General features: G+C 68.4%; 19 protein-coding genes. 14 read left to right on the top strand and 5 right to left on the bottom strand.

What is annotated here, in order from left to right; all coding sequences use genetic code 11:
- Window positions 1–55: 55 nt before the first annotated feature.
- The 4 genes from C9F11_RS21175 to C9F11_RS21160 are packed head-to-tail and all read left to right on the top strand — an operon-like array spanning window position 56 to window position 2,636.
- A complete protein-coding gene (locus tag C9F11_RS21175; protein WP_249401814.1) occupies window positions 56–379 on the top strand; it encodes a DUF6238 family protein in 324 nt (107 codons plus the stop codon).
- Window positions 379–645 carry a hypothetical protein gene (locus tag C9F11_RS21170; protein ID WP_138960756.1) on the top strand — a complete coding sequence of 89 codons (267 nt, stop codon included), beginning with the start codon at window positions 379–381 and terminating at the stop codon, window positions 643–645. Before C9F11_RS21175 ends, C9F11_RS21170 begins: the two co-directional genes overlap by 1 nt.
- Before the next feature lie 39 nt (window positions 646–684).
- Complete coding sequence (locus tag C9F11_RS21165) at window positions 685–2,133, top strand: TraM recognition domain-containing protein (protein ID WP_138960755.1); 1,449 nt, start codon at window positions 685–687, stop codon at window positions 2,131–2,133.
- On the top strand, window positions 2,130–2,636 hold the full coding sequence (locus tag C9F11_RS21160) for a hypothetical protein (protein WP_138960754.1): 507 nt from the start codon (window positions 2,130–2,132) through the stop codon (window positions 2,634–2,636). Before C9F11_RS21165 ends, C9F11_RS21160 begins: the two co-directional genes overlap by 4 nt.
- Window positions 2,637–3,084: 448 nt before the next feature.
- Here C9F11_RS21160 and C9F11_RS21155 read toward each other — a convergent pair whose 3' ends face one another.
- The 4 genes from C9F11_RS21155 to C9F11_RS21140 all read right to left on the bottom strand — a co-directional run bounded on the left by C9F11_RS21155 (window position 3,085) and on the right by C9F11_RS21140 (window position 6,731).
- Complete coding sequence (locus C9F11_RS21155) at window positions 3,085–3,972, bottom strand: aminoglycoside phosphotransferase family protein (protein WP_138960753.1); 888 nt, start codon at window positions 3,970–3,972, stop codon at window positions 3,085–3,087.
- Window positions 3,969–5,372, bottom strand: coding sequence for a helix-turn-helix domain-containing protein (locus C9F11_RS21150; RefSeq protein WP_138960752.1), 1,404 nt, complete (start codon window positions 5,370–5,372; stop codon window positions 3,969–3,971). Before C9F11_RS21150 ends, C9F11_RS21155 begins: the two co-directional genes overlap by 4 nt.
- Before the next feature lie 233 nt (window positions 5,373–5,605).
- Window positions 5,606–5,812 (bottom strand): DUF397 domain-containing protein, encoded by a 207-nt coding sequence (locus C9F11_RS21145; RefSeq protein WP_138960751.1) that lies wholly within the window; start codon window positions 5,810–5,812, stop codon window positions 5,606–5,608.
- Between the two features lie 13 nt (window positions 5,813–5,825).
- Entirely contained in the window at window positions 5,826–6,731 is a 906-nt protein-coding gene (locus C9F11_RS21140) for a helix-turn-helix transcriptional regulator (RefSeq protein WP_138960750.1), read from the bottom strand.
- Between the two features lie 284 nt (window positions 6,732–7,015).
- Between C9F11_RS21140 and C9F11_RS21130 the strand changes: the two genes are divergently transcribed.
- From C9F11_RS21130 to C9F11_RS21085, 10 genes are all read left to right on the top strand, one after another.
- Window positions 7,016–7,753 (top strand): hypothetical protein, encoded by a 738-nt coding sequence (locus C9F11_RS21130; protein ID WP_138960749.1) that lies wholly within the window; start codon window positions 7,016–7,018, stop codon window positions 7,751–7,753.
- Window positions 7,750–8,241 (top strand): hypothetical protein, encoded by a 492-nt coding sequence (locus C9F11_RS21125; protein ID WP_138960748.1) that lies wholly within the window; start codon window positions 7,750–7,752, stop codon window positions 8,239–8,241. The genes C9F11_RS21130 and C9F11_RS21125 overlap by 4 nt, the downstream gene beginning before the upstream one ends.
- Before the next feature lie 379 nt (window positions 8,242–8,620).
- Window positions 8,621–9,502: an endonuclease/exonuclease/phosphatase family protein gene (locus C9F11_RS21120; RefSeq protein WP_138960747.1), complete on the top strand. Its 882-nt coding sequence runs from the start codon at window positions 8,621–8,623 to the stop codon at window positions 9,500–9,502.
- Entirely contained in the window at window positions 9,499–10,218 is a 720-nt protein-coding gene (locus tag C9F11_RS21115) for a hypothetical protein (protein WP_138960746.1), read from the top strand. The genes C9F11_RS21120 and C9F11_RS21115 overlap by 4 nt, the downstream gene beginning before the upstream one ends.
- Window positions 10,215–10,436 (top strand): DUF5999 family protein, encoded by a 222-nt coding sequence (locus tag C9F11_RS48700; protein ID WP_138960745.1) that lies wholly within the window; start codon window positions 10,215–10,217, stop codon window positions 10,434–10,436. Before C9F11_RS21115 ends, C9F11_RS48700 begins: the two co-directional genes overlap by 4 nt.
- A gap of 150 nt (window positions 10,437–10,586) precedes the next feature.
- A complete protein-coding gene (fxlM, locus tag C9F11_RS21105) occupies window positions 10,587–11,819 on the top strand; it encodes a methyltransferase, FxLD system (RefSeq protein WP_249401813.1) in 1,233 nt (410 codons plus the stop codon).
- Between the two features lie 64 nt (window positions 11,820–11,883).
- Window positions 11,884–12,084, top strand: a complete 201-nt coding sequence (locus C9F11_RS21100; RefSeq protein ID WP_138960743.1) for an FxLD family lanthipeptide — start codon at window positions 11,884–11,886, stop codon at window positions 12,082–12,084.
- A gap of 114 nt (window positions 12,085–12,198) precedes the next feature.
- The gene (locus C9F11_RS21095) at window positions 12,199–15,180 is read left to right on the top strand and encodes a lantibiotic dehydratase (protein WP_138960742.1); all 2,982 of its coding nucleotides are present in this window, start codon (window positions 12,199–12,201) and stop codon (window positions 15,178–15,180) included.
- Window positions 15,177–16,322: a lanthionine synthetase C family protein gene (locus C9F11_RS21090; RefSeq protein WP_138960741.1), complete on the top strand. Its 1,146-nt coding sequence runs from the start codon at window positions 15,177–15,179 to the stop codon at window positions 16,320–16,322. Before C9F11_RS21095 ends, C9F11_RS21090 begins: the two co-directional genes overlap by 4 nt.
- An 11-nt stretch (window positions 16,323–16,333) precedes the next feature.
- A complete protein-coding gene (locus C9F11_RS21085) occupies window positions 16,334–17,284 on the top strand; it encodes a thiopeptide-type bacteriocin biosynthesis protein (RefSeq protein WP_249401812.1) in 951 nt (316 codons plus the stop codon).
- A gap of 428 nt (window positions 17,285–17,712) precedes the next feature.
- Here the strand turns inward: C9F11_RS21085 and mobF are convergent, their stop codons facing one another.
- The gene (gene mobF, locus C9F11_RS21080; protein ID WP_249401811.1) at window positions 17,713–22,149 is read right to left on the bottom strand and encodes a MobF family relaxase; all 4,437 of its coding nucleotides are present in this window, start codon (window positions 22,147–22,149) and stop codon (window positions 17,713–17,715) included.
- Between the last annotated feature and the right edge of the window lie 49 nt (window positions 22,150–22,198).

Below are 22,198 nucleotides of genomic sequence, written 5' to 3'. Positions count from 1 at the left end.
GGCTCCACGCCCCCGCCCCGACTCCAGCGATCACCCCGAGACGGAACCCCTCCCCATGACTGCTCTGGCCCTCGACCCCGCCGCGCTCCCGACGTACGGACACACCGTTCGGGACGACATCGACCAGCTTCACGCCGACTTCCTCGACCTCGCCCAGCGCACTGCCCGGCTCGCCGCGGTACTGGACCGCGGCGACTACTCCGCAGCTGGCGGACGTGTCCGCGCCGCAGTCGGCCACGTCTGGCGGGCAGCGGAGGACCTCCACACCGCCTTCCACCACGCGCCGCCACGCTGTGCCGGACCGGACGCCTCACTCGCCCGCCTGTGCGGCCGGCGGATGCGCTACCTCGCCGCTCGCGTTGCGAAGAAGGGCGAGTAATGGACCTCCTGCCCGGCGGCCTGTCCGTCGCCCTGTACGCCGTCGTCGCCGTCTGCGGCCTGGGCCTGCTGGCTCTGTGGCTCGTCTCGAACCGCAGTCGGCGCAACGCCGGGTTCGCCTCCAAGGCACACCTCAAGCGCCAGCTGTCAGCCAAGGCCGTCCTGCGGGCCTCCGAGATCCGCCCTTCCCTGACCGATCAGGGCCGCACCTCCGCCCAGACCTCGGCCGCTGACCTCTCCAAGCCTCGTCGGTCCTGCGCCTCCTGACACGCGCACCTCCTCCAGCACCTCGTTCCGGAGCACCACATGAACCACACGCTCGACCCGCTCGACTTCGGCTACTCGCTGGGCGTCTCCCAGCGCCCGAAGGGCGTACCCCTGTGGTCACGCGCCGACAAGGCTTGCCGAGTCATCGGCCCCATGGGCAGCGGAAAGACGCTGCGCTTCTTCGCCCCGACCATCCGCCGGTGGGCGGGCCCCGTCCTCGCCACCTCAACGAAGCCGGACCTTGTCGAACTGACCCTGGACGCGCGAAAGCGTGACGGGCGCCCGGTGTTGGTCTTCGACCCGCAGAACATCGCGCCATCTCTGCCCCGGCTCCGCTGGTCGCCGATCACCGGAGCGGCGGGAACCGAGATCGCCATGATGCGGGCCAAGGCACTCGTCGCTGGTTCGCGCACCCCGGGGTCCGCAGCCCAGTCCTCCGAGGGAAGCTCCTTCTACAAGGGGCAGGCGGCGAAGGTCCTGGCCGCGCTCCTACATGCTGCCGCTCTCGACGGAGCCAGCCTCGACCAATTCCTGAAGTGGGCCCGCAAGTTCACCGACCCAGCTCCGCTCAGCATCCTGACCGCTCACCCCGGCGCCGGCCCCGGTTGGGCGGACATGCTCCGCACCTCGACCACGGGCGACAGCAGGACCGTTGGCAACACGGCGGTCACGCTGGACGCGGCCCTGGAGCCGCTCATGCACGAGTCGGTGGTCCGAGCCCTCCAGGGCAAGGGCGAGGAGCCCACCGATTTCCACGAGTTCCTCGACGCGGGCGGCACCATCTACCTCCTGGGCAAGGACTCCGAGGTCAACTCCATCGCGCCGTTGACCACGGCCGTGACGGAAGACCTCCTGGACATCGCGGAGGCGCACGCCATCGCCTCTCCCGCCGGGCGTCTGGACCCTGCCCTCTTGGCCGCGCTCGATGAAGCACCGAACATCGCGCCCATTCCGTCGCTGCGACAGCGTGTCGCGGACGGACGCGGTCGCGGCATCACCGTGATCTACGGACTCCAGGGCTGGGCCTCCGCCCGCGCCCGCTTCGGCGAGGACACCGCGAACGAGCTGGCCTCCTTCACGAACCATGTCGTCGTCTTCGGCGGCGCGAAGGACCCCGTCTTCCTGCGCGACATGTCCGACCTCTGCGGTCAGGTCGAACGCGTCCGAACGACCAAGACGACTACCAGCGGCGACCGCGGGGGCGAATCCACCGCGACGCACGTGGCCCTCGAACCCGTTCTACGCAGTGACGAGATCAAGGCCCTGGACGCGGGCCACGCGCTCGTCCTGGCAGACAACCTGCCTCCGGTGATCACACGCCTCGACGGCATGTGGACCTGGGACTCATGGTCTGAGATCGAAGGCCACGTTCACGACCTCCGCCGGGCGAACGAGAAGGAACGGCTCCGGCAGGATGCCGAGAAGAGGCGCCAGGCCGAAGCCCATGCTGCCGCTTGGGCGAGCCGTCAGGGAGCTGCTGCCGCATGATGAACCCTTTCGCTCGCTTCGCGCCCTTCCCTGAGCCGCCCGCCCTCATCGCCGACTACATCGCGGCGAGAAGCGCGGAGGACGCTGTGGTGGACGGCCCGGCACCGTGGGACATCGGCGCCCTCACCGAGGAACTGATCGAGCCGCTTCCTGAGTGGCTCGACGCGGTGTGCCGCTGGTTGAACCAGACCTACGCCTGGCAACCCCAGTACGTCATCCCGCCGTGCTGGATCGAGCACGAGCACCTTCCCTACGAGATCGCGGCCTTCGCCTTCGCCCGCCTCGACGCCTACGACGACGCCGGGTCCGTGGTCGTTTGGCACGAGCAGTACGACCGCTTCGTCACCCGGATGAACAACATGCTCGGCAAGGCCGGCGACGACTGCCGGGTGGGCAAGCACGACGCTCGCCCGGCACGCTTCCAGCTGGACGCCTGGCCCCCGCGGCCTCCGGCTGAGGCTGACGAACAGCTGTCCGTCGAGCCTGTTGAGGAGCTGGTGTGATGCGCCCACAGCCAGACATCGTCTTCGACGCGGACCCCGCCCACGGCCTGGTGGCACGGAGCGGGCGGGGGCAATCCGAGGCACCGACGGTGCTCCGTGATCTCGGCTGGCAGTGGGAGGAACACCTCCACGCAATGACCCCGCCGGACGACACAGACCCGTCCGACGCGGGAGCGCAGGCGGTACTAGAACTCCACCGGCACGGGCACCAAGCAGGCTACCTACGGGGACCGTACGGCACGATGCGGCTCCGGCTGGCCGAAGCAGACCAGGTCTTCACGCGGATGACCGCGGGCAAGTCATCAGCCCCTGAACAGCCGACTGCATCCACACCCGATGCGATCAAAGAGAGCGAAGGATCACCACGCCCGCCGTACGCACACCGATACGGCAGGCACGACGGACATGATGAGCCAGTCCCTGACGACGTTCCTCGCGCCTGACGGCATCATCCGCCGACGGCCTCCCAGTTCCACGGGCGCGGGCCCCGAAGTCCGCGTAGGCACTGCACGCGGTACTGCGCCTGACCGAATGCGTTCGCGTCGTGATCAGCAATCTGGAAAGCGAAGGTCACGAGTCGGAGTTCGCGAATGCCTCGCAGCGTCGGGTAGCCCGCCCAGCTCCTCACGTCGTAGCCGTACAAGTCGCAGTACGTCTTGTACTGGGCTGCGGTGAGCTTCCCGAACGTGTCGTACGCGACCGCAGTGGATGTCAGGTCCCACTCGGGCGGTCCTACCGACGTTCGCTCGAAGTCCATAAGCCGGGCGCCCTCAGCGGTGACCGCGCAGTTTCCGCCCCACGCGTCGCCATGAATCACACACTCGGGACGGCCTGCGGGGAGGTCATCCCAGTCCTGTTGAAGTTCCTCAAGCCGAGAAAACAACCACTGCCGATCATCACCCTGAAGGGACTCCGACGCAGTGAGCCGCTCGGCGATGCGCACGAAGGGCTGTAGCCGACCGATGGGGAACAGGGGCTTCGACAGCGAGTGCAGGCGGCGGAGGAGTGGCGCAAGATCGGCTTCGGTGCCGTGAACGTGAGGGGGGAGTAGCTCCCAGAAGGTTGCTGCCCTATCTCGTACGCAGACCGGCTGCTCGATGGGAAGCGGCCGTACTGCGGGAACGTCGTTGTCCGCCAGCCACCGGGCCACAGCAACCTCACGAGCCGCAGCCATCCGCTGGCCGGCGCGAGCGATGCGGACCACCGTGTCGTTCTGTAGACGCCACAGATCGTTCTCGGCAAGCCGGATGGGTTCGGCCCCCGCGGGCGACCAATCGACGAGAGCCGTCACCTCCTGGAGGAGGCCGAAGGACTCTTCGGTACGGGTTGCCGTCATGCGAGGACGGTAGTGGAGATCCGCCTACGGAGTTCGGCCACCTCGGCCTTCCGGGCGTACTTCGCAGATGCCTTGCGGAGGTCCTTCACGTCCTCCAGGGCCCGCTTCGAGCGCAGCCGACCCACTTCGTCCAAGGCGCGGTGGGCGACGGCAGCCGCTTGCTGGGGATCTCCAGTGGCCATGGTCAGCGTGGCGAGCTTGGTACGGGAAAGGGCGCGGGAGCGCACATACGCCTCCGTGTGACCATCAACAGCCTTTTGTAGCCTGTCCGTTGCCATCCTGGACGACTGGCCGGGCAGGAGTGCGATGTCGAACGCGGCGTGCCCGGTGTCGCCGTAGTGCTGTGCCTCGTCGTAGTAGTTCATCCAGACCACGTCCTCGCCTGCCTTGGCTTTGGAGAACGCGTCATCGGACTGGCCGATCGCGGCGAGCACCTCCCGGGGGTTCTGCATCCTTGCCCAGGCCCTGGCCCTGGCGTTGTGCAGCATGGACTGTTCACGGGCGCTGAGTAGATCGGCCCGCACCAGTCCGTTACCCGCGTGGGTCAGTCCCGCGTCGGGGGCTCCGCACCAAATTGCGTGTCGAGCCCGCCAGTTGTACGCCGTAGCACGCAGATGCCAGTTCGACGCCTGCTCCGCGCACCAGGTCCCGAACGTGAGCAGGCCGGTTGCGTCATCGTGCTCGAAAGCGTCGAACGCGCTTGCTCCCATCACGATGGCCAGACGGCCGACCGCGGTCAGCAGTTCGGACTCCAGTTCCGTCGGGCAGTTGACTCCTAGTAGCCCCTTTGCCCAGATCAGCTGCCCGGCTGACGAACTGCGGACGATGCCACCTCCGCCGTACAGGTTGTCCCAGCTGGCAAGGGTGGCGGAGGCGGCGCGTACCTGCTCGATGTCGTCGGGCCGAACGACCTTGGGGAGCGGAGGCTGGCCGAGCCGGGGAAGGAGGTCGGTGAATGTTCCGGGGGCGAGTGCGGCTAAACCGCCGAGACCGAGGTTGAGGAAGGCGCGGCGCTCCACAGGTGACAGACTCCGATCCGAATGTACGAGCGGGTTCGTAGCCAGCATGCCCGTTGCCTGTGCAGTGAAGCGGTCTTCGTCAGGATGTGCAGCGCGGTTGTCCGCATGGTTGGAGTCCCTGTCGGCTTCTTCCTCGACGAATCGCCACAGCCGTCGTAGGGCCCCTCCGGCCATCAACGCGTCGTCCAGCAGGCCAGCGAGAGCGGCGTTACAGGAGCGCTCGTTCTTCTCAATGCGCTCGATGGCGGTGGCGCTGAGGTGCACCTTTTCGCCTAACGCCCGTGTGGATAGACGCCGGACGTTTCGCCAGTTGCGGAGTTCCTTGCCCCACCAAGCTCGTGCTGACTCGGTCTCGTCCAGGGGCTTCGGTTTCTGTGACATGGCCTTCCCCTCGGCACCCTCATGCGGACAACGCCTGTGGCTTCTGATTGTCCGCATGGCTAGGCGCTTGCACAGACTTTTCTTGCAGATTTGACCGGTCGTCCACTCCATGCGGTGTTACAGGAGGTGGCGAGCACGCCCCTCTACCCATCCGCGGGTGGTGCGCCGCCTGCCCGCCGGCCCGGAGCCTCCTTGAAGTCCGGGCCGGGTAAGGCGTCGGGGCGACGGTGGAGTCAACTCTTCACGAAGGTGCCGCCATCCTTGAGGTTCCCCGCGAAGGTGCCCCACGCTGCGTTCGAGAAGGCAATGCACTGGGCATGGGGCCGCTTGGAGTCTCGCACCCAGAGAACCTTCGGCGTTCGGAGGCACTCCACGCACTCGGCGTCTGGATTTGCGCTGTAGCTGCTCTTGAACCAGTCATGTTGGGGCTGTTCGGCCACGGGATAGTCCTCGCTAGTTGCGGTTTCGCAGGTGCGTCTTACGGGCCTCGGCAATCAGTTCGGCCGAGGAGTCGGGGTCCAGTGCCTCCCGGCACAGGAAGTCGAATCCGCCCACATGGGCTTCGCGAGCGCCCTCTTCCTCCAGGAACAGGGAGCCAACGGTGTTCTCGATGAAGATGACATCAAGCAGGGGATCGGGCCCTCCGTACACGATGAAGCTGCTCAGCGCTGCGCTGTATGCTCCCGCGCCGAACGGGAGCACTTGGATCTGAACGTTGCTGTCTTGGCCTCGCTCCAGCAGGAGATCGAGCTGTTCAGCCATCACAGCCGGACCGCCGACAGCCCTCCGGAGCACGGATTCATCAAGCAGCACGTGATAGTCCGGTGGCGATGCACGGTCAAGGATCTTCTGCCTGTACATGCGCATGTCCAGGAACTCACCGGCGTCCTCCGGCTCCAACGTCTTCCCCGGGGTTGTCTTGATCGCCTGCGCGTACAGCAGGGTCTGCAAGAGGCCGGGCACAACGTTGGTGGCGAGCTGGCGAATGCGCGACGATTCGTTCTCGATGGGAAGCAGCATCTGCATCGGAGCGGAGAGCCGCCCGTGATACGGGACCCACCAGCCTTCCTTGACCTTGCTGTTCTTCGCCAAGTCGATCAGTTCTTGCCGCTCGGTGTCCGATACGCCGTACACCCGGCAGAGTGCATCAACCTGGTTCCATCGCACGTTGCCCTTGGACTGCTCGTACCGGCTGACGTTGGCCTTCGACATGCCGGCCTGCTCTCCAGCCTCCTCGGCTGACAGACCGCGTTCCCGTCGCAGGGCGAGCAGCCGAAACCCGAGCTGGCGACGGCGGGCCGTTGGCCCCGTGTCAGCCGTGACGCTCGTTGCATCCGGTGTTGTCGGAGTGTCCGTCATGCTGGCGCTCCCTTTCGGCGAGTGCGGCCAGTTTCGTGGCTAACGCGTAGCAGCCACAAGGAAGTTACACGGCGGAACACTCCTAGAGTTACGGCCGGAGTTCGGCCCGCAACGCTCATGCGGACACTTCCGCCGCGAGCGTTACGCCAGGGGAGATCCCAGCGCCATACTCCTACCCGATCGCCACCGAGGGCACCCAGTTCCACGCCCTGCGTGATCACTCTGTGAGTGCTGTCGCCCCCTCGACAAGGACTTCGCCGATGCTGCCCTCCCCTGCTCTCCCCATGGACATCCGCTACCCCGGTGCATCCAAGCCCGAGGTCGGAAGGAGATGGACCCCGGATCGGTCCACCACGCTGTTACGCCGTGTGCTCGCGGGGCTGAGCGACGATGCGACTACCAGCGACCTCGTTTCCGAACTGAGTGATCTTCTTGCTGCCGCGATCGACCAGGTTGGGGCTCCCGCAACGCAGGCGGCGGCAGTGGCCGTTGCTTCGGCGAGAGAGATTCTGACAGTCCCGTTGTTGGAGCGGCAGTTGGGTTCCTTGACGCACGCGGCGGAGAGGCTCCAGCCCTTCGTTGTTGACCCCGAGTACGTTCCGGCCCAGGGGCTGGGCGAGCTGGGGGCCGCCGCGATCGGCGCCTCCGTGGCCTTGGAGCCCGCTGCGGTCTACGCCAACTTCACGCCGGCCGATCACCGTGTGGTCCGAACTTGGCTGAGCCGCCTGTGGATCAAGTGCGCCCGCGTCGGTGGCGAGGTCGTCGTTGACGCCCATGACGTGGGATCTCATGATGTCCCGCTCGGTCAGCGCCCCAACTGGCAGAAGATCGTTGCTCGAATTGAGGGTGGGTTCGTCCGACTCCTGGTGGTCTCGTCTCCCGAGGAACTGCTCTCGCCCAGCTCGTACACGAAGCAAGTGGAGTACGAGCAGGCTCAGAGCTACATGGCCTCCTGGTTCAGACAGCGGAATGTCCGCCTCGTCTTCCTCACGGACGCGCTGGTCGAGGAGGCGCAGCGATGACTCCGACGACGCTCATGTTCACCGCCCATGAACGAAAAGTGCTCGACTTCATGGCACAGGGTCTCGACGTTCAGGGGTTGGTCAGACAGGGGTTATACCCGAGCGAGCGTGCCGTTTGGCGGGGAGTGACAGAGCTTGGTGGTGCTCTGAGTGGCGGGGAGATCGTTCGTTGGTCCCGCATCGTGCACTTGGCCGTCATCCACAACGTGGTCACTGTCCGCCGGACCAAGTCGGTGATTCTGCCCGAGTTCCAGCTCGACCTTCTCCGCGCCCTGGCGGCCGGGCTCCGGCTCGCGGAGTACGCCGACAAGAGCGACGACATGATCCTGATGGAGGTGAAGGAGTTGCTCGTTCTCCTTTGCTCCCGCCTCAGCGCAAGTGGCCCGGCGAATGCCGTGTACCGGGGACACCAGGCGGGCCTACTCACCCCGGATGATCCCCTTCGCGTGACGTTCGGGAAGGGGGTCTCCGCATGGGCGGCTTCGTGATCACAGTGCTGATCACCGGCGCCATGGCGCTACTGATCATCGTGGACGACAAACGCCGCAAGGCGCCCCCTACTCGGGATTCGCCCGAGACCTAGTGCCGGTCGTCTCCACGGCGGTGTCCCCCGAGCCTTCCGTGGAGACGACCAACCAGCCGGGCCTTCTGCTCCGGCAGCCGCGCGAGCTTCACATCCCCCCGGCCGCGCTTCTGCCGAACGGCTAGCGGAGGGCGGCCAGCGTGCGTGTCCTGCGTCCAGCCGATCGCAGGGACACGCAGAGGCCCCGGCCGTCGCAGCAGGGGTGCTTGCGGCGGCCGGCCTTTCCTCCCCTCGTCTTCGTCCGCGCCATCCCGGATGGCCCCTCCTCCCCAGGAGCCGACACCATGACCCATCCCGTGAAGATCATCAATTGGAATGTCGAGCACTGGAGTCGCTGGCAGGACGCTGCCGACTGGGTGCGTAGCCAGGAGCCGGACCTCTTCTTCGCTCAGGAGGTCCAGGCCGAGCAGCTGGACAAGATCAGCAAGCGTCTGGGCATGGAGGGATATCTCGCCGCGCAGGTCGGACGCTCACCCAACGAGAACGCGATCTTCGTGAGGCCCAACGGGCCGTTCCTCTTCCACGAGGAGCACTTCCAGACCTGGGCGCCATGGCACGCGCCCGCGAACATCACCGTCTGGCACCGCGGCCCGGACGGGATAGTCGGTCAGCACCCCATCAGCCTGGTGAGCATCCATACCTGCTACTGGTCCGCCGATGTCCGCCTGATCGAGGCTCACTGGTGTTCGACACTCGCGAAACCGGGCTGGCTGGCCGTGATCTTCGGGGATTGGAACTCCGTCCGTACGGACACGACGATCAACTGGCGACACGTCGGCGACGCCGCGTACTACGCGAACCGCACCTACCTTCAGGACGGCAAGAGGCACACCGACGACCGCCCCGACCGCGAGATGCTGGCGGCCGGTTACCTCGACCTGGCCAGGTACGCCGCCGAGCGTGGAGAACTGGAGGCTCTTGCGCCTACGGCCGGGTACGGACGGCCCAAGCATCTCCAGGGCGGGGAACAGGCCATCGACCGGGGATACGCGTCACGCCTCATCGCGGAGGCCCTCACCGGTTACGAGGTCTGCAAGAGCGATGAGCTGGAACGGATCTCCGACCATCGTCCCGAGATCGCGCTGTTCGACCAGGACAAGTTGCAGTCAGCCACGAATCGGCCCGCCGATACGGCTTCCGTTGCAGAGGTAACAGCGAGGGGGTGAGCGAGACCATGTCCGTCGCCGCAGCGTCCAAGGCCCCTGGCGCGAAGGAGGGTGGGGCCCCGCGCCAGCACTACTGGCGCGGCCTGCACGTGCCGTTCATCGCGCCGTGGTCGGGTGAGTCGATGCCTCTCGGCACCATCGTGCGGCGGCCCGGCCCCGAGGGCGACGGGATCGCCTACGCCGACGAGTACGGCCGGGCTGACCGCAGACACGGCGTCCTGTGGCTCAGGGCCGGCGTCACGCGCGGAAGGGGGAAGCCCTTCTTCGCGGAGGTGCACGCTCTGCGACAGCGACAGGCGATGGCCCATCTGCTGTGCCAGGTCTGCGGAACCTCCACGTTCGGTCGCGACGACGAGCGTCATCTCTTCCTAGTCCAAGGTGAGGAGGGGCCGATCGCAGAGGGCGAGAAGACGACGTCGCCCCCCATTTGTGAGCCCTGCGCACATGAGTCCCTTCGTTCCTGCCCGCATCTGCGCAAGGGCGCCACGGCGGCGCTGGTGGGTTATACCCCGTACTGGGGTGTCGCGGGCATCGTGTACGACCCGATCACCCTCACTCCCATACTCAGCGACGAACGAGACGGTCTCACCTTGGTCGGGTTCGATGACCCGCTGATCCGGTGGACCCTCGCGGCCCGTTCGGTCATCACCTTGAACGAGTGCACCACCGTGGATCTGGAGCTGGAACTCACCACTGTTCAGAGGAAGTTGTCATGAAATCCGCGCACCTGTCGTGCCGACATCAGCCACCTTGCCCGACGGCCGATTCCGCCGACCGGGAGGCTGCCACGCTTGTGGTGCATTGGCCCGTTCAAGGCTGGGGGCTCTTGTGCAACGGGGTCGTCCTCTTCGAGGACACCGGGGAGTTGCTGCCGGACGGGCAGGTCATCGAACCGCATCGGCCCGTCGGGGCGATATCGTCCCGCGCCGCCTAGACGACCGCCCGGCGGACCGGATGTGACGGGCCGGTCCGCCGGGCGGTTAACCACCCCGGCGTGGTGGCCCCGCGCCGGTCCGTAGATCCGCTCAACCAGCTCGGCGCAAACTCGCCGAGGAGGAGAACACGCGTGGATAACGTCCCCGACATGACGACCAACACCGATGGCCAAGAGGCCCCGACGGAACAGCAGTTGCGCGACGCCTTGGCGGCAAAACTCATCGAAATCGGAGCGGCCCGCAGCCCCCGTGTCGTGGCTGCGTTCCGTACCGTCCGCCGGCACCTGGCCACGCCCGAGGCCGACATGGCCTCGACGTACAACGCCGAGGTCGCGACGATCACCAAGACCGACGAGCACGGGGTGGACATCAGCTCCGTCTCCGCGCCCCGCGTCCAAGCCATGCAGATGGAGCAGGGCGACATCGCGCCCGGGATGTCCGTGCTGGAGATCGGTTCCAGCGGCCCCAACGCCGCCAACCTCGCCGAAGTCGTCGGCGCAGAAGGTCGCGTGGTCACCATGGACATCGACCCGGAGGTGACCAGCCGCGCCACGGCCTTCCTGAAGGAGACCGACTACCGCAACGTCACCGTGCTCACCGCCGACGCGGAGCACGGCGCCCCCGACCACGCGCCGTTCGACCGGATCATCGTCACCGTCCAGGCCGCCGACATCCCGCCGGCCTGGATCGCCCAACTCAAGGACGGAGGACGCCTCGTCGTTCCGCTTCGGATGCGCGGCCTGACGCGCACAGTGGCCTTCGTCCGTGACGGCGACCGGCTCGTCAGCGACGGGTTCGAGCTGTGCGGCTTCGTGCCCATGCAGGGCATCGGAGAGAACCGGGTGCGCCTGGTGGTCCTGCACGACGAGGAGGGTGCGGAGGTTGGCCTGCGCGTGGATGGGCACCCCGAGCCGGACACCGCCGCCCTCACTAAGGCCCTGGCGATGTCGCGGAACGAGCAGTGGTCCGGTGTGACGCTCGGAGGCAGCGAGTCCAACGAACACCTCGACATGTGGCTGACCACCGCGCTGGACAACCTCCCGCTGCTGGCTGCGAAGCCCGGTGCGCGCTCGCGCGGGCTGGTGGCCTCAGCCTCGCCGCTCGGCATCCCCACGCTCGTGGACGGCGACAGCTTCGCCTACCGCACCGTACGGGCCACTGACCAGGAGGACCGTTACGAGCTGGGCGCCATCGGGCACGGCCCTAGCGGGCAGCAGCTCGCCGAGCGCCTGGTCGAGGAGATCCGCACCTGGGACCGCGACCACCGCGGTGATCGGGCGCACATCGAGGTCTATCCGGCGGGCACGCCGGACGACCGCCTTCCCGCTGACGGACGGCGCATCGAGCGACGGCACTCGCGGGTCACGATCACCTGGCCGTAGCCACCAGAAGGACCACGGGCAGGTAGCACAGCACATCCCTACAACCTCCCTGGAGGAGAGCGAGATGGCACAGCAGATCAGCTCCAAGTCCGGCACCGCGCTGAAGGCGGCAACGGACTTCCGTTCCGACGGCGGGGACTTCGACCTGAACATCGAGACGGTCTCCTCGGCCCCCGTTCTCGGGGCACTGCTGAACGACACCAGCGACAACTGCACGTCCACCTGCGCGTCGGCCTGCTCGAACAGCACCTGCATCGGTGGCTGACCCGCGGCACCACCACCCGTAGTTGCCGGGACTCGGGGGTGGGCGGGGGACCGCCCACCCCTGGGGGCGCCGCGATCTGAAGGAGTACGGATGTACCGCCACATTGACGCGAGCATGATTAGAACCTCTCTCTTCCCGCTCGCCTCCCCCATTCCCGTATGGCCGGGGGAGAGCGCCGACGTAGCGCAACTCCGCGCGTGGGTGGAGCAGGTCTGGGCGGACGCCCCCCGGGCCGAGGCGATCGGCCATGCCTCCCCGCTCCTCGCCTCCGCGGTCCGGGATGTGGTGGAGGGGTCCGCCAAGCCGTCCCGCATCCGCCGGACCGGTCGGGCCCTGGCCCGCTACCTACTGAGGATGCGATTCCGCGCGACGCCGTTCGGGCTGTTCGCCGGCCCGAACACCGCGCACACCGGACAGGAGACGCACGTCCACTGGGGCCCCTTAAACCGGGCCTTCGCGCGCGCTGATGCCTCATGGCTGCACGACATCACCACCGCTCTGGAACGCGACCTCGCCGTCCTGCGGTACCTGACGGTGCTCGCCGACCCCGCCCACGTCGTGCGGGGCTCCCGCATCTTCGTCATGAACCAGCCTGGCAAGGAAGGTCCCACCGACACCAGCCTCCGGCGTACCCGGCCCGCCGAGGACGCGCTGAAGCTGGCCCGTTCACCGATTCCGGCTCACGTCCTGGTGGCGAAGCTCGGTATCGAGTACCCCGACGCCTCGAAGGCCGCCATCGAGGAGATGGTGCGCAACCTCGTCGCGCACCGGGTCCTGCTGACCGAACTCCAGTCACCGATGACCTGCCCGGATGCTCTGGGCCACCTCGTCGCCCGGCTCGATGAGACCGGCGCCGACGTACCGAGGGCGGCTCGACTCCGCACCGTCCACGGCCTTCTGGACAATCACGACCGCGCTCTGCCCGAGGGGCAACGGGACCTGCGGGAGAAGGCCACCGAGGTGATGACCGCACTGACCGGGGTCACCGAGTGCACCCTCGTGGTTAACGTCCGCCCGGACTGCGACATCACCCTGCCTCACTCGGTCGTCCGTGAGGCGGAGAAGGCCCTGCGTCTGATGGCCAGGATCACGCCCTACCCGCACGGTTCCGCCGCCTGGAAGGACTACCGGACGCGGTTTCTGGAGCGCTACAGCATGGGCACCGTCGTCCCCGTCCTCGAACTCACCGATCCGGACACCGGCCTGGGATTCCCCGTCGGCTACCGCGGCACGGTACTGCCCCGGCCGATCCTCGCCACGACGCCCCGCGACGAACACCTCCTCGCCCTCGCACAGGACGCAGCCCTCACCGACAGGCGAGAGATCGTCCTCACCGAGGAGGACATCGAGGCCCTGTCCCTCGGAGAACCAACGGCGGTCCCCGCTCACGTCGAGCTGTGCTTCAGCGTGTTCGCGCAGTCCACCCGTGCGCTGACGGAAGGCCGCTTCACCCTCTCCACCGTCGGCCTGTCCCTCGCCGCTGGCACGCTCGCCGGCCGCTTCCTGCCGATGATGGAACCCGCTGACCAAGCCCGGATGGCGGCCGAGTACGCCACCCTGCCCACCCTGACCGAAGGCGCGGCGCGCACTCAAATCTCCGCGCCCCCGCTGCGGCACAAGACCTACAACGTCGGGCGAGCACCCCTCGTCGTTCCCGAGGCGCTGGCCGTCGGAGAGCACAACCCGGACGCCACCCTCGACCTGAACGACCTGGGCGTCGTCGCCGATTCCGGGCGCCTCTACCTCGTGTCCCTCTCCTCCGGTCGTTGCCTCGAACCGTCCGTGATGAGCGCCGTCGAACTAAGCACGGCGACTCATCCCCTGGTGAGGTTCCTAACCGAGGTGCACCGCTCCCATGCCGCCATCCTTGCCCCGTTCGCCTGGGGCGCCGCGGGCCGGCTGCCGTTCCTCCCGGAAGTCCGCTACGGCCGCACCGTCCTGTCGGCGGCGTGCTGGCGGCTGCGTGCCCGCGACCTCCCCGACCCCGAACGTTGGGCGGAGGACTTCACCAACTGGCGCGTCCGGTACGGCGTCCCGCGCGCCGTGTACGTCGGCTCCGCCGACCAGCAGCTTCGCCTTGACCTCGACCTGCCCAGTCACCTCGACCTGCTTCGAGCCGAGCTGGATCGTCATTTCGTCCTCGCCGTACACGAGGCGCCAGAAGAGAGCGCCTACGGCTGGATCGGGCGGGCCCACGAGGTGACCATGTCCTTCGCCGCCGATCAGCAACCCGTACCGGCCCCAGCCCGCCGGGCGGTGGCCCGGCGCACCGCTGGGCGCCTGCCGGGCGCCACGGACTGGACTTACCTGAAGGTCTACGGCAGCGAGGCCCGCGCCACCGAAGTCCTGACCAGCCATCTACCCCGTCTGCTGAACGAACTGGCGACGTCGTCGGAGGCGTGGTTCATCCGGTACGCGGACCCCGAGGCGCACCTGCGCGTCCGGCTGCGTCTGCTGTCCCCGGACGCGTTCGGCGCCGCAGCGGGCACGGTTGCTGAATGGGCGGACGAACTGCGCGAGGAGGGCCTGATCCAGCGCGTGCAGTGGGACACCGACCAGCCGGAGACCGGCCGCTACGGTACCGGCGCGGTGCTGGCCGCCGCGGAGCGGTACTTCGCCGCCGACACCACTGCGGCCCTGGCCCAGATAGGGCTCGGCCTTCCGGCTGACCTCCGCCCGGGGGTCACTGCCGCGTCGTACGTGGACATCGCCACCGGCTTCCTCGGCTCCCCCGGCAAAGGGCACACCTGGCTGACCCAGCACCTTCTACGCGGCGACGGCGCGACGGCCCCCCGCCCCACGCAGGCCCTCGTGCTCCGGCTCACCGACAGCGACGACGCAGGCCCGGCCCTGGCCGACTTCCCCAGGGGCGACGCCGTCCTAGACGCCTGGCAGCACCGGCGAGAAGCCCTCGTCCACTACCGCCAGTCGCTCGACACCGCCGGGCTCGATCCGTCCGGCGTCCTGCCATCCCTGCTGCACATGCACCACAACCGCGTCGCGGGTATCGACTCCGACGCCGAAGCCCTCTGCCGGCGCATGGCCCGTGCCGCAGCCCTGGCCTGGACCGTCCGCCCCCAAGGAGTCGCGCGATGACCACCGCCCCACCGTCCCCCGACGCCACCCTGTCCTCCCGGCAGTCGCTCGCCCACGGTGCCCTGGGCTCCGCTCTGCTGCATGTCGAGCGGGCCCGCCGCGGCACCGGAGACTGGATCGAGGTGCACCGTGCCCTCTCGGAGATCGGGCCGCTGATTGACGGCAGGGACGCCAACCTCTTTCTTGGCGCCCCCGCGATGACCCTCGTGCTCCACCTGGCCGCCGACGGCACCGATCGCTACGCGGGCGCTCTGCACACGCTCGACGGTGTCGTGGCCGCGCACGCCCGGCAGCGACTCACCGCCGCGCACGCACGCATCGACGCCGGGCGCCGCCCCACCTTCGCCGAATACGACCTGTTCCGTGGCCTGACCGGGATCGGCGCGCTGCTACTGCGCCGCGATCCCCACGGTGCGGAGCTGAAAGGCATCCTGGAGTACCTGGTGCGCCTGACCGAGCCCATCACCGCGGCGGGCGAGACACTGCCCGGCTGGTGGGTCGGCCACGCCCCGGCCAGTGACACGACAGCTACCCCTGGCGGACACGCGAACGCGGGGCTGGCGCACGGCATCACCGGCCCTCTCGCCCTTCTCGCTCTCGCCCTTCGCGCGGGCGTCAGCGTGGACGGCCACCAGACCACCATGCTCCGCATCTGCCGGTGGCTCGACCAGATACGGCAGAGCGACTACCACGGAACCCGCTGGCCACGCTGGATCAGCCATCGCGGACCCGCGCCCGCGCAACCGACCACCCCTTCGTGGTGTTACGGCACCCCGGGCCTGGCCCGTGCCCAACAGCTCGTCGGCATCGTTCTCGAAGACGGCGATCGCAAGCGGATGGCTGAACGTGCTCTTCTGCACTGCCTGAGCGACCCGGGCCAGCTCGACAAGGTTGCCGACCGTGGTCTGTGCCACGGGTTCGGCGGTCTCCTCCGTACCGCGCAGCGCGTCGCCCAAGACGCCGAAGCCCCCGCCATCTTCGGGGACCGGATCAGCCTCATTACCGGCAGGGTCCTGACCGTGGATGCCCCGGACGAGACGGGGTTCCTCACCGGGAAAGTCGGCGCCGCCCTCGCCTTCCAGGACGCCGAATCGAGCACTGAGCCCCAGGGGCAGTGGGACACCTGCCTCCTGCTGACGTGAAAGGAACATCCGTGCCGTACGACGCCGACCGCATCGAGGACGCTGTCCTGGCCGTCCTCGGCGGCGCGGCCGTCGAAGAAGCCGCCCGTGCCGCCGACACCTCGCCTGCCCGCCTCGTCGAGGCGATCGAGAGATACCGGGCTGCCGGCCGGGCCGTACTCGACGCCCAGCCCTCCGGCTGGCACCAGGTCAACATTCGCTTCGCCGACTACCCCACCGCGGAACGCGCCTTCCGCGCCTACCTCGCGCCCGCCCTGCACACCGGGTCAGTCGGCACCTGGTGGTTCGTGCGCAAGCACCCACACTGGCGCCTGCGCTACTTCCCCGCCCCGGACACCGACCCCGAGAAAGCCGTCACCCACGTCACCGAAGCACTCGACAGTTCCGTCTCCTGGGGGGTGACCGTGGACTGGAGACCCGCACCATACGAACCAGAGACCGTCGCCTTCGGCGGGGCGGCCGGGATGACGCTCGCGCACGAGCTGTTCCACACCGACAGCGTCGGCGTGCTCGACTACTTCCGAGCCGCGACCCAGAACCTTCCCGGAAGGCCCGACGCCAAGACAACGTCTCTCCTGGCTATGTCCCTGTTGATGCGCGCCGCACGGCTGGAGTACGGCGAACAGGGTGACGTGTGGGGGCGGATCGAAGAACGCCGCCCACTTGCCGAAGACGTGACCCCAGAGCAGGTGAGCGCCATGGTCGAACCCATGCGCCGTCTCCTGTTGACCGATGTCCACCCGCTCGACTCCGGCCCCCTTGCCCATGTACGCGGCTGGGCCGAAGGACTGGCACGCAGCGGGCGAGCCCTGGAAGAAGCCGCAGAGAGCGGAGCGCTCAGCCTCGGTAAGCGCGGCATCCTCGCACGTCATGTCCTCTTCCACTGGAACCGAATGGGCTTCACTCTCCGCCAACAGTCCATCTGGTCCCGTGCAGCGCGGGAGGCCGTCCTTGGCAGATGAGCCGACCGGCCAGCCGCACCACGATGACGCTAACGCCCCCTGGTCGTCCTGACCAGGACAGACGAGACGGGACATGCCATGGGAACCCCTTCGCAGCCGAGACGATGGGTAAGCCTCGGGTTGGTGTTCGGGGGCCATTCCCCGGTCTTCGAGGTCCCACCGTCGGCATCAGAGCCCCCACGTGCCCCCGTGTCGCCCGTCTATGAAGTCGATGCGGAGGACGCCGAGAAGCTGATGCGTGAGGCCCGCTACAACCCGAAGGTGCCGTACCCCGGCGCACGTTCGATGCCCTGGGACAGCGAATGCATCGATTGCGGGGCACGTCGCAGACCCTCGCTTCAGGACATCGAGCGCGGTGTCCGGTGCAAGCACATCCGGCGCAGGTCCGCCGCCTCCGGAGTATGAGGCGAGCCCGGGGCTGGCACCTTCTATGCGGGCGGTGCGTCCTGCGCGCTGTCCGGCGGCGGGCTGGGCTGTACGAAGTCCATCGCGTTTCGGTTGGCGTACGGGGACTTGGCCTGCGGTGCCCTTGAGGGCCTAGGGGTCTCTTCTGTTTCGGGGCTTGCCTGAGCACCGGGCTGTACGCGCCGCGAGTGCTCGGCCCGGAGGCCGGCTTCTCGGTGAGCAGCACCGCGAGCAGTGCTCCGGGCCTTAGTCGCTTCGGTACGAAGCGACTTGGCGGCCTTGTTGTCCTGTTCGTGAGCGCGGCGGAGCAGAGCGGTCTTGTCGCGTTTGAGCGTCGCTGTTTCGGTCAGGACGTCGTCGTGTTCTTCGACGGGGCCCGCGATGGCCGAGACCTCGCGGAGCCCCGCGTGCAGGGCCTCCAGCTCACGGACGCCGTCGGCACGGTGCTGGTGGAGGGTGTCGCGCTCGGCTTCGGCACGGGCACGGTCGTCACCGCGCAGTGCGGGGCGTCCGAACCGGCTGGTGGCGGTCAGTTGCTGTTCAAGCTGGTGCAGCCGCTCGTCCGTGCCGCGCTGCACTTGGGTGTGCTGAGTGATGGTGTTGGTCAGGGTCCGGACCTCGTGAATCGCCTCTGCCCGGTGGGTGAGGTCCTGGTCCCGGCGGTGGAGCGCGAGGACGTTCGGGCCGGTGCCTGCTGCGGCCTGCTGTTCGGCTCGGTCGGCTTTCGCCTCGGCCTTCTCGGCTGCTGCTCGGGTCGTCCGGGTGGCGGTGGCGGCCTTCCGGACGGCGTCGCGCAGGGCCTCGTTGCTGAGGTGCGCGTATTGGCGGTCGCTCCTCGGCGTGGGCGTTTGTGGAGCGGGTTCCGCGGGGCGGTTCGGCGTGGTGCGGGTTCCTCGGTCGGCGGGCTCGGTGACCGTCTCCGGGACCTCGTCGTACTGCGGTTCGGCGGAGCCGGGCGCGCGGGGGATGGGCAGGTCGGCCACGGCCTCGCGGATGTGTGCGGGCACGGCATTCTGCGGGAGTTCGGTGAGGATCATCCCCTCCTCGGTCCCGTTCTCGATCTCGCGGATGAGCCCGGCGACGGCGCGGTCAAGCTGTTCCTGCTCGGTTTCCGGCTCGCCCGCGCGGGCCCGGTCGGCGTCCGTCTCGTAGGTGGACAGCGGGAGGAAGAGGTGGCTCTCCTTCTTGTCGCGGCTCATCATCGTGTAGAGGGCGTTGGCTTGTGCGCCGGGGCCGTAGACCAGGGCTTCCTGGACGCTGAGGCCCTGGCTCTTGTGGCCGGTGATCGCGTATCCGAGGCTCAGGCCGCCCTGGGCGATGTAGTCGGTATCGACCCACTCGGTGTGGTCCTTGTGGCCATCGGGGGTCTTCTCGCGCCACTCGATCAGGACGCGGCGCTCGTCGTCCACGGCGCGGACGATTCCGCGGTATCCGTTGAGGACGTCTTCGTGCTCGCCCCGGCTCCGCTTGCCCCGGTAGTCGTTGGTGCGAAGAAGGACCTGCTCGCCGACGGACAGGGTGAGTTCCTTGCCCCCGGCGAGTGCGTAGGTGTGCTCCGGGCCGTCGAGATCGCCGTTCGCCTTGCGCAGCGCGCGGGCGCCGAGATTGAGTTCCTCGACGACCTCGTTGGTGGCGGCCAGCATGAGGAGCTGCTGTACAGCGGTGTGGTCGTCACTGTGCGCGGCGCGCTTGTCCGCCCACACGGTGAGCATCGCGGCGAGTGTCTCGTCCTTGTTGGCGAGCGCGTGGACACGGCCGGTGCCGGCGAAGGTCCGCAGCGATTCCACGCGCTGGTTGTCGCGCCAGAACTGGAGTGCGCGGCGTTCGACAGGGTCCTTCTGCCGGAAGTTCTCCGTCAGCTCCAGCCCGCCCACCAGGTGGTGGACGGCAGCGAAGTGGCCGCCGACGCCCGGCGAGTGCAGCTGCTTCGGGTCACCGATGCCGACGACCTTCGTGCCGGTCTTCGCGGCGTGCGCGAGGAGCTCGGCAACGTCGCGGTCGTCGCACATGGCGGCTTCGTCCACGACAAGAACGTCCACACCGATGAGCCCGCGTCTGCCCTTGCGGATGCCCGTGAGCCAGGAGGCGACGGTGCGGGAGGTGATCCCGGCCTCCGCCTTGAGGTTGGCGGCGGCGACGGCCGCCGTGCTCGCGCCCGCGATGACGAGTCCTTGGGCCTCCCACGCCTGGCGGGCGGCGTCCATGATGGTCGTCTTGCCCGCGCCTGCGACGCCGACAACGGCGTCAATACCGTGTCCGGCGGTGAGAAGCCGTTCCAGTACGGCGCGCTGTTCGGTGGAAAACGCGAAGTCCCCGCCGTGCTGGGCCTCGACGGTGGACAGGGTCATCGCGACCGTGTCGCCGCTGACGACCGCCGTCTGTTCGCCAAGGCGGCGGGTGGTCTCGGAGACGATCAGCGTTTCTGCGGCGACGACGTCCGCGGTCGTGTACCGGGCGGCGTGTGCGTAGTGCTGCGCGCCCTTGGGGTTCAGCTCGACCGCGTAACCGGCGTGCCGGAGTACCGACTTGGTGAGCCGCTCGGCTTCGGCGGCGGTGCCAATCCCGTACGGGAGGGCGTCGAGTACGGCCGCGATGGCGGCGGCGTGCGTGAACTCCTTGGAGTGGCTGGTGAGGCCGGTCTTCGGGTCGAAAACGATGCCGCACAGCTCGTCCAGGTCCGGGTTCGGCTCCTGGCCGTCGTTGTGGATGGCGCCGGTGGCGATCGCTTCGGGGTCGTCCCCGGCCGCCTGGCCTTCGGCCTGCCAGTACCCGCGTAGGACATCGTCCGCGACGCCTGCGGCCTCGCCGTTCTTGGCCGACTTGGAGACGGCGGACGCGGCGGTGCGCTCGCGCAGGGTGGCGCTGTCGTAGTCGAGTCCCAGCTTGGTGAGCATCTGGCGGACCTGGCTGTCGCGCTTACTGAACAACCGGATAGTGGCCTCGGGGATCGCGGCGATCTCCCAGGCCCCGGTGCGCTCCTCGCGGCGGAAGCGGATGCCGTAGCGGTCGGCGAGTTCGCGGCGGACGCGGGCGTTCATCAGGGACTGCGTGGCGCGGGCGTGACGGTGCAGGTCACGGCCGCCTGCGGCCACGGTGGACCACTTGCCGTCGGTGGCCTTGACCATGTTGGCCAGCGTGAAGTGCAGGTGAAAGTGAGGGTCACCGTACGGGGCGCCGCCGACGGGGCGGGCCGCGCGGTGGATCATCATCCACCCAGAGAACCCGCTCGTCTTGATCGTGTCGGCTTCCTCCCCGTCGCCGTGACGGCCGCGCATCGCGTACGCGGTCCAGTCCTCCAGGGCCTGGATGGACTCGCGGCCGGCGGACGTGAAAATGGACTCGATCTCGGCGGCCATCTCGTCCGGCGCGTAGGCCAGGAACACAGACTGCGACTTGGGAAGGTCCAAGGTGACGTCCGCGGCGCGGTTGCCGACTTCGACGCGGCCTTCCCGCATGGCGGCCTTGATCTCTTCGGCGTCCCACACCTGATCGGGGGCGAGCCCGGCGGCCTTGGCCATGGCGACCGCCTCGCGCACGGCCATGGGAAGATCGCGCAGACGTCGGCCGCCCTCGACCTCGGTCTGTGCGTAGCGCCGTTTCATCTTCTCTGCGGTGAACAGGTCGGCGGGTTGCTGTCCGGCCTGGCGGGCCTTGTCCTCGACCGCGCGCAGAAGCACGCGGGCATCGAGGTGCCCACCGGACTCGGCAGCGAGCGCCTTCTCCAGAGCCTCTTCGCCGTACAGCTCGGCGGCTTCGACGCCAACGGCGCCGGCCAACTTGAGGAGGGTGGACGCGGGGACACGGTGAGCTTCGCCGAACCGGGTGAGCTGCCTTTCCATGCGCCCGAACTCGGCCTTCTTGGTCTTCGAGTTGAGCAGCGCCTCCGGCTTCACGCCGCGCTCGGCGGCGCTTCGGCGGATGGCCCGGACGAGAGGGGCGGCGGGCAGTTTGGCCGTGGGCGCGATGGCGAGCTTCGGTTCCACGAGCGTCTTGCCGGAGTACGGGTCCTCGCCGCGCGTGAGGCGGCGGGCGGCCGGGAACTGGGCCGGGTCGAGCACGCTGCCGGGGGTAATGCCGAACTCGCTGAGGCCGCCTCCGATCCACATCAGGGGGCGCTCGCTGGCGTCCAGGTGGTAGTCAACCTGGCCGTCGGCGGCCGGGGCGGGAAGGACGTTCTCCCCGTACAGCTCGTGGGCCTCCAGCCCTGCTGCTGCCGCGACTTCGACGGCGTCGAACCCGGTGAACCGGGCGTTCTTGGAGTTCCGCAGCTGGGTGCGGGCGCGGTAGAACGCCTTCTTCGCCTCGGTGGAGCCGAGCAGCGCGGGAACGGTGGTCCCGGTTTCTTCGGCCCTGGCCTCGATGGCGGCAACGAGCGGGGCCGCATCGACGGTGGTGGCCTTGCCGCAGCCGTGGCCTCCGGTCAGGCGGTACTCGACCTGTCCGTCAGACGGGCCGATCATCGTCACCCACCCCACCGGCCCGCCCACCCCCTCCGGTCAGCTCGGTCAG

Source organism: Streptomyces sp. YIM 121038 (genome assembly GCF_006088715.1).
Taxonomy (GTDB): domain Bacteria; phylum Actinomycetota; class Actinomycetes; order Streptomycetales; family Streptomycetaceae; genus Streptomyces.
The sequence above is the reverse complement of the archived record's forward strand: the minus strand, read 5'-3'. Positions and strand labels throughout refer to the sequence as shown.

What these genes read in the sequence shown, in the direction of transcription:
- C9F11_RS21175 (WP_249401814.1), top strand. Translation starts at nt 56, where the DNA reads ATGACTGCTCTGGCCCTCGACCCCGCCGCGCTCCCGACGTACGGACAC.
- C9F11_RS21170 (WP_138960756.1), top strand. Translation starts at nt 379, where the DNA reads ATGGACCTCCTGCCCGGCGGCCTGTCCGTCGCCCTGTACGCCGTCGTC.
- C9F11_RS21165 (WP_138960755.1), top strand. Translation starts at nt 685, where the DNA reads ATGAACCACACGCTCGACCCGCTCGACTTCGGCTACTCGCTGGGCGTC.
- C9F11_RS21160 (WP_138960754.1), top strand. Translation starts at nt 2,130, where the DNA reads ATGATGAACCCTTTCGCTCGCTTCGCGCCCTTCCCTGAGCCGCCCGCC.
- C9F11_RS21155 (WP_138960753.1), bottom strand. Translation starts at nt 3,972, where the DNA reads ATGACGGCAACCCGTACCGAAGAGTCCTTCGGCCTCCTCCAGGAGGTG.
- C9F11_RS21150 (WP_138960752.1), bottom strand. Translation starts at nt 5,372, where the DNA reads ATGTCACAGAAACCGAAGCCCCTGGACGAGACCGAGTCAGCACGAGCT.
- C9F11_RS21140 (WP_138960750.1), bottom strand. Translation starts at nt 6,731, where the DNA reads ATGACGGACACTCCGACAACACCGGATGCAACGAGCGTCACGGCTGAC.
- C9F11_RS21130 (WP_138960749.1), top strand. Translation starts at nt 7,016, where the DNA reads ATGGACATCCGCTACCCCGGTGCATCCAAGCCCGAGGTCGGAAGGAGA.
- C9F11_RS21125 (WP_138960748.1), top strand. Translation starts at nt 7,750, where the DNA reads ATGACTCCGACGACGCTCATGTTCACCGCCCATGAACGAAAAGTGCTC.
- C9F11_RS21120 (WP_138960747.1), top strand. Translation starts at nt 8,621, where the DNA reads ATGACCCATCCCGTGAAGATCATCAATTGGAATGTCGAGCACTGGAGT.
- C9F11_RS48700 (WP_138960745.1), top strand. Translation starts at nt 10,215, where the DNA reads ATGAAATCCGCGCACCTGTCGTGCCGACATCAGCCACCTTGCCCGACG.
- fxlM (WP_249401813.1), top strand. Translation starts at nt 10,587, where the DNA reads ATGACGACCAACACCGATGGCCAAGAGGCCCCGACGGAACAGCAGTTG.
- C9F11_RS21100 (WP_138960743.1), top strand. Translation starts at nt 11,884, where the DNA reads ATGGCACAGCAGATCAGCTCCAAGTCCGGCACCGCGCTGAAGGCGGCA.
- C9F11_RS21095 (WP_138960742.1), top strand. Translation starts at nt 12,199, where the DNA reads ATGATTAGAACCTCTCTCTTCCCGCTCGCCTCCCCCATTCCCGTATGG.
- C9F11_RS21090 (WP_138960741.1), top strand. Translation starts at nt 15,177, where the DNA reads ATGACCACCGCCCCACCGTCCCCCGACGCCACCCTGTCCTCCCGGCAG.
- mobF (WP_249401811.1), bottom strand. Translation starts at nt 22,149, where the DNA reads ATGATCGGCCCGTCTGACGGACAGGTCGAGTACCGCCTGACCGGAGGC.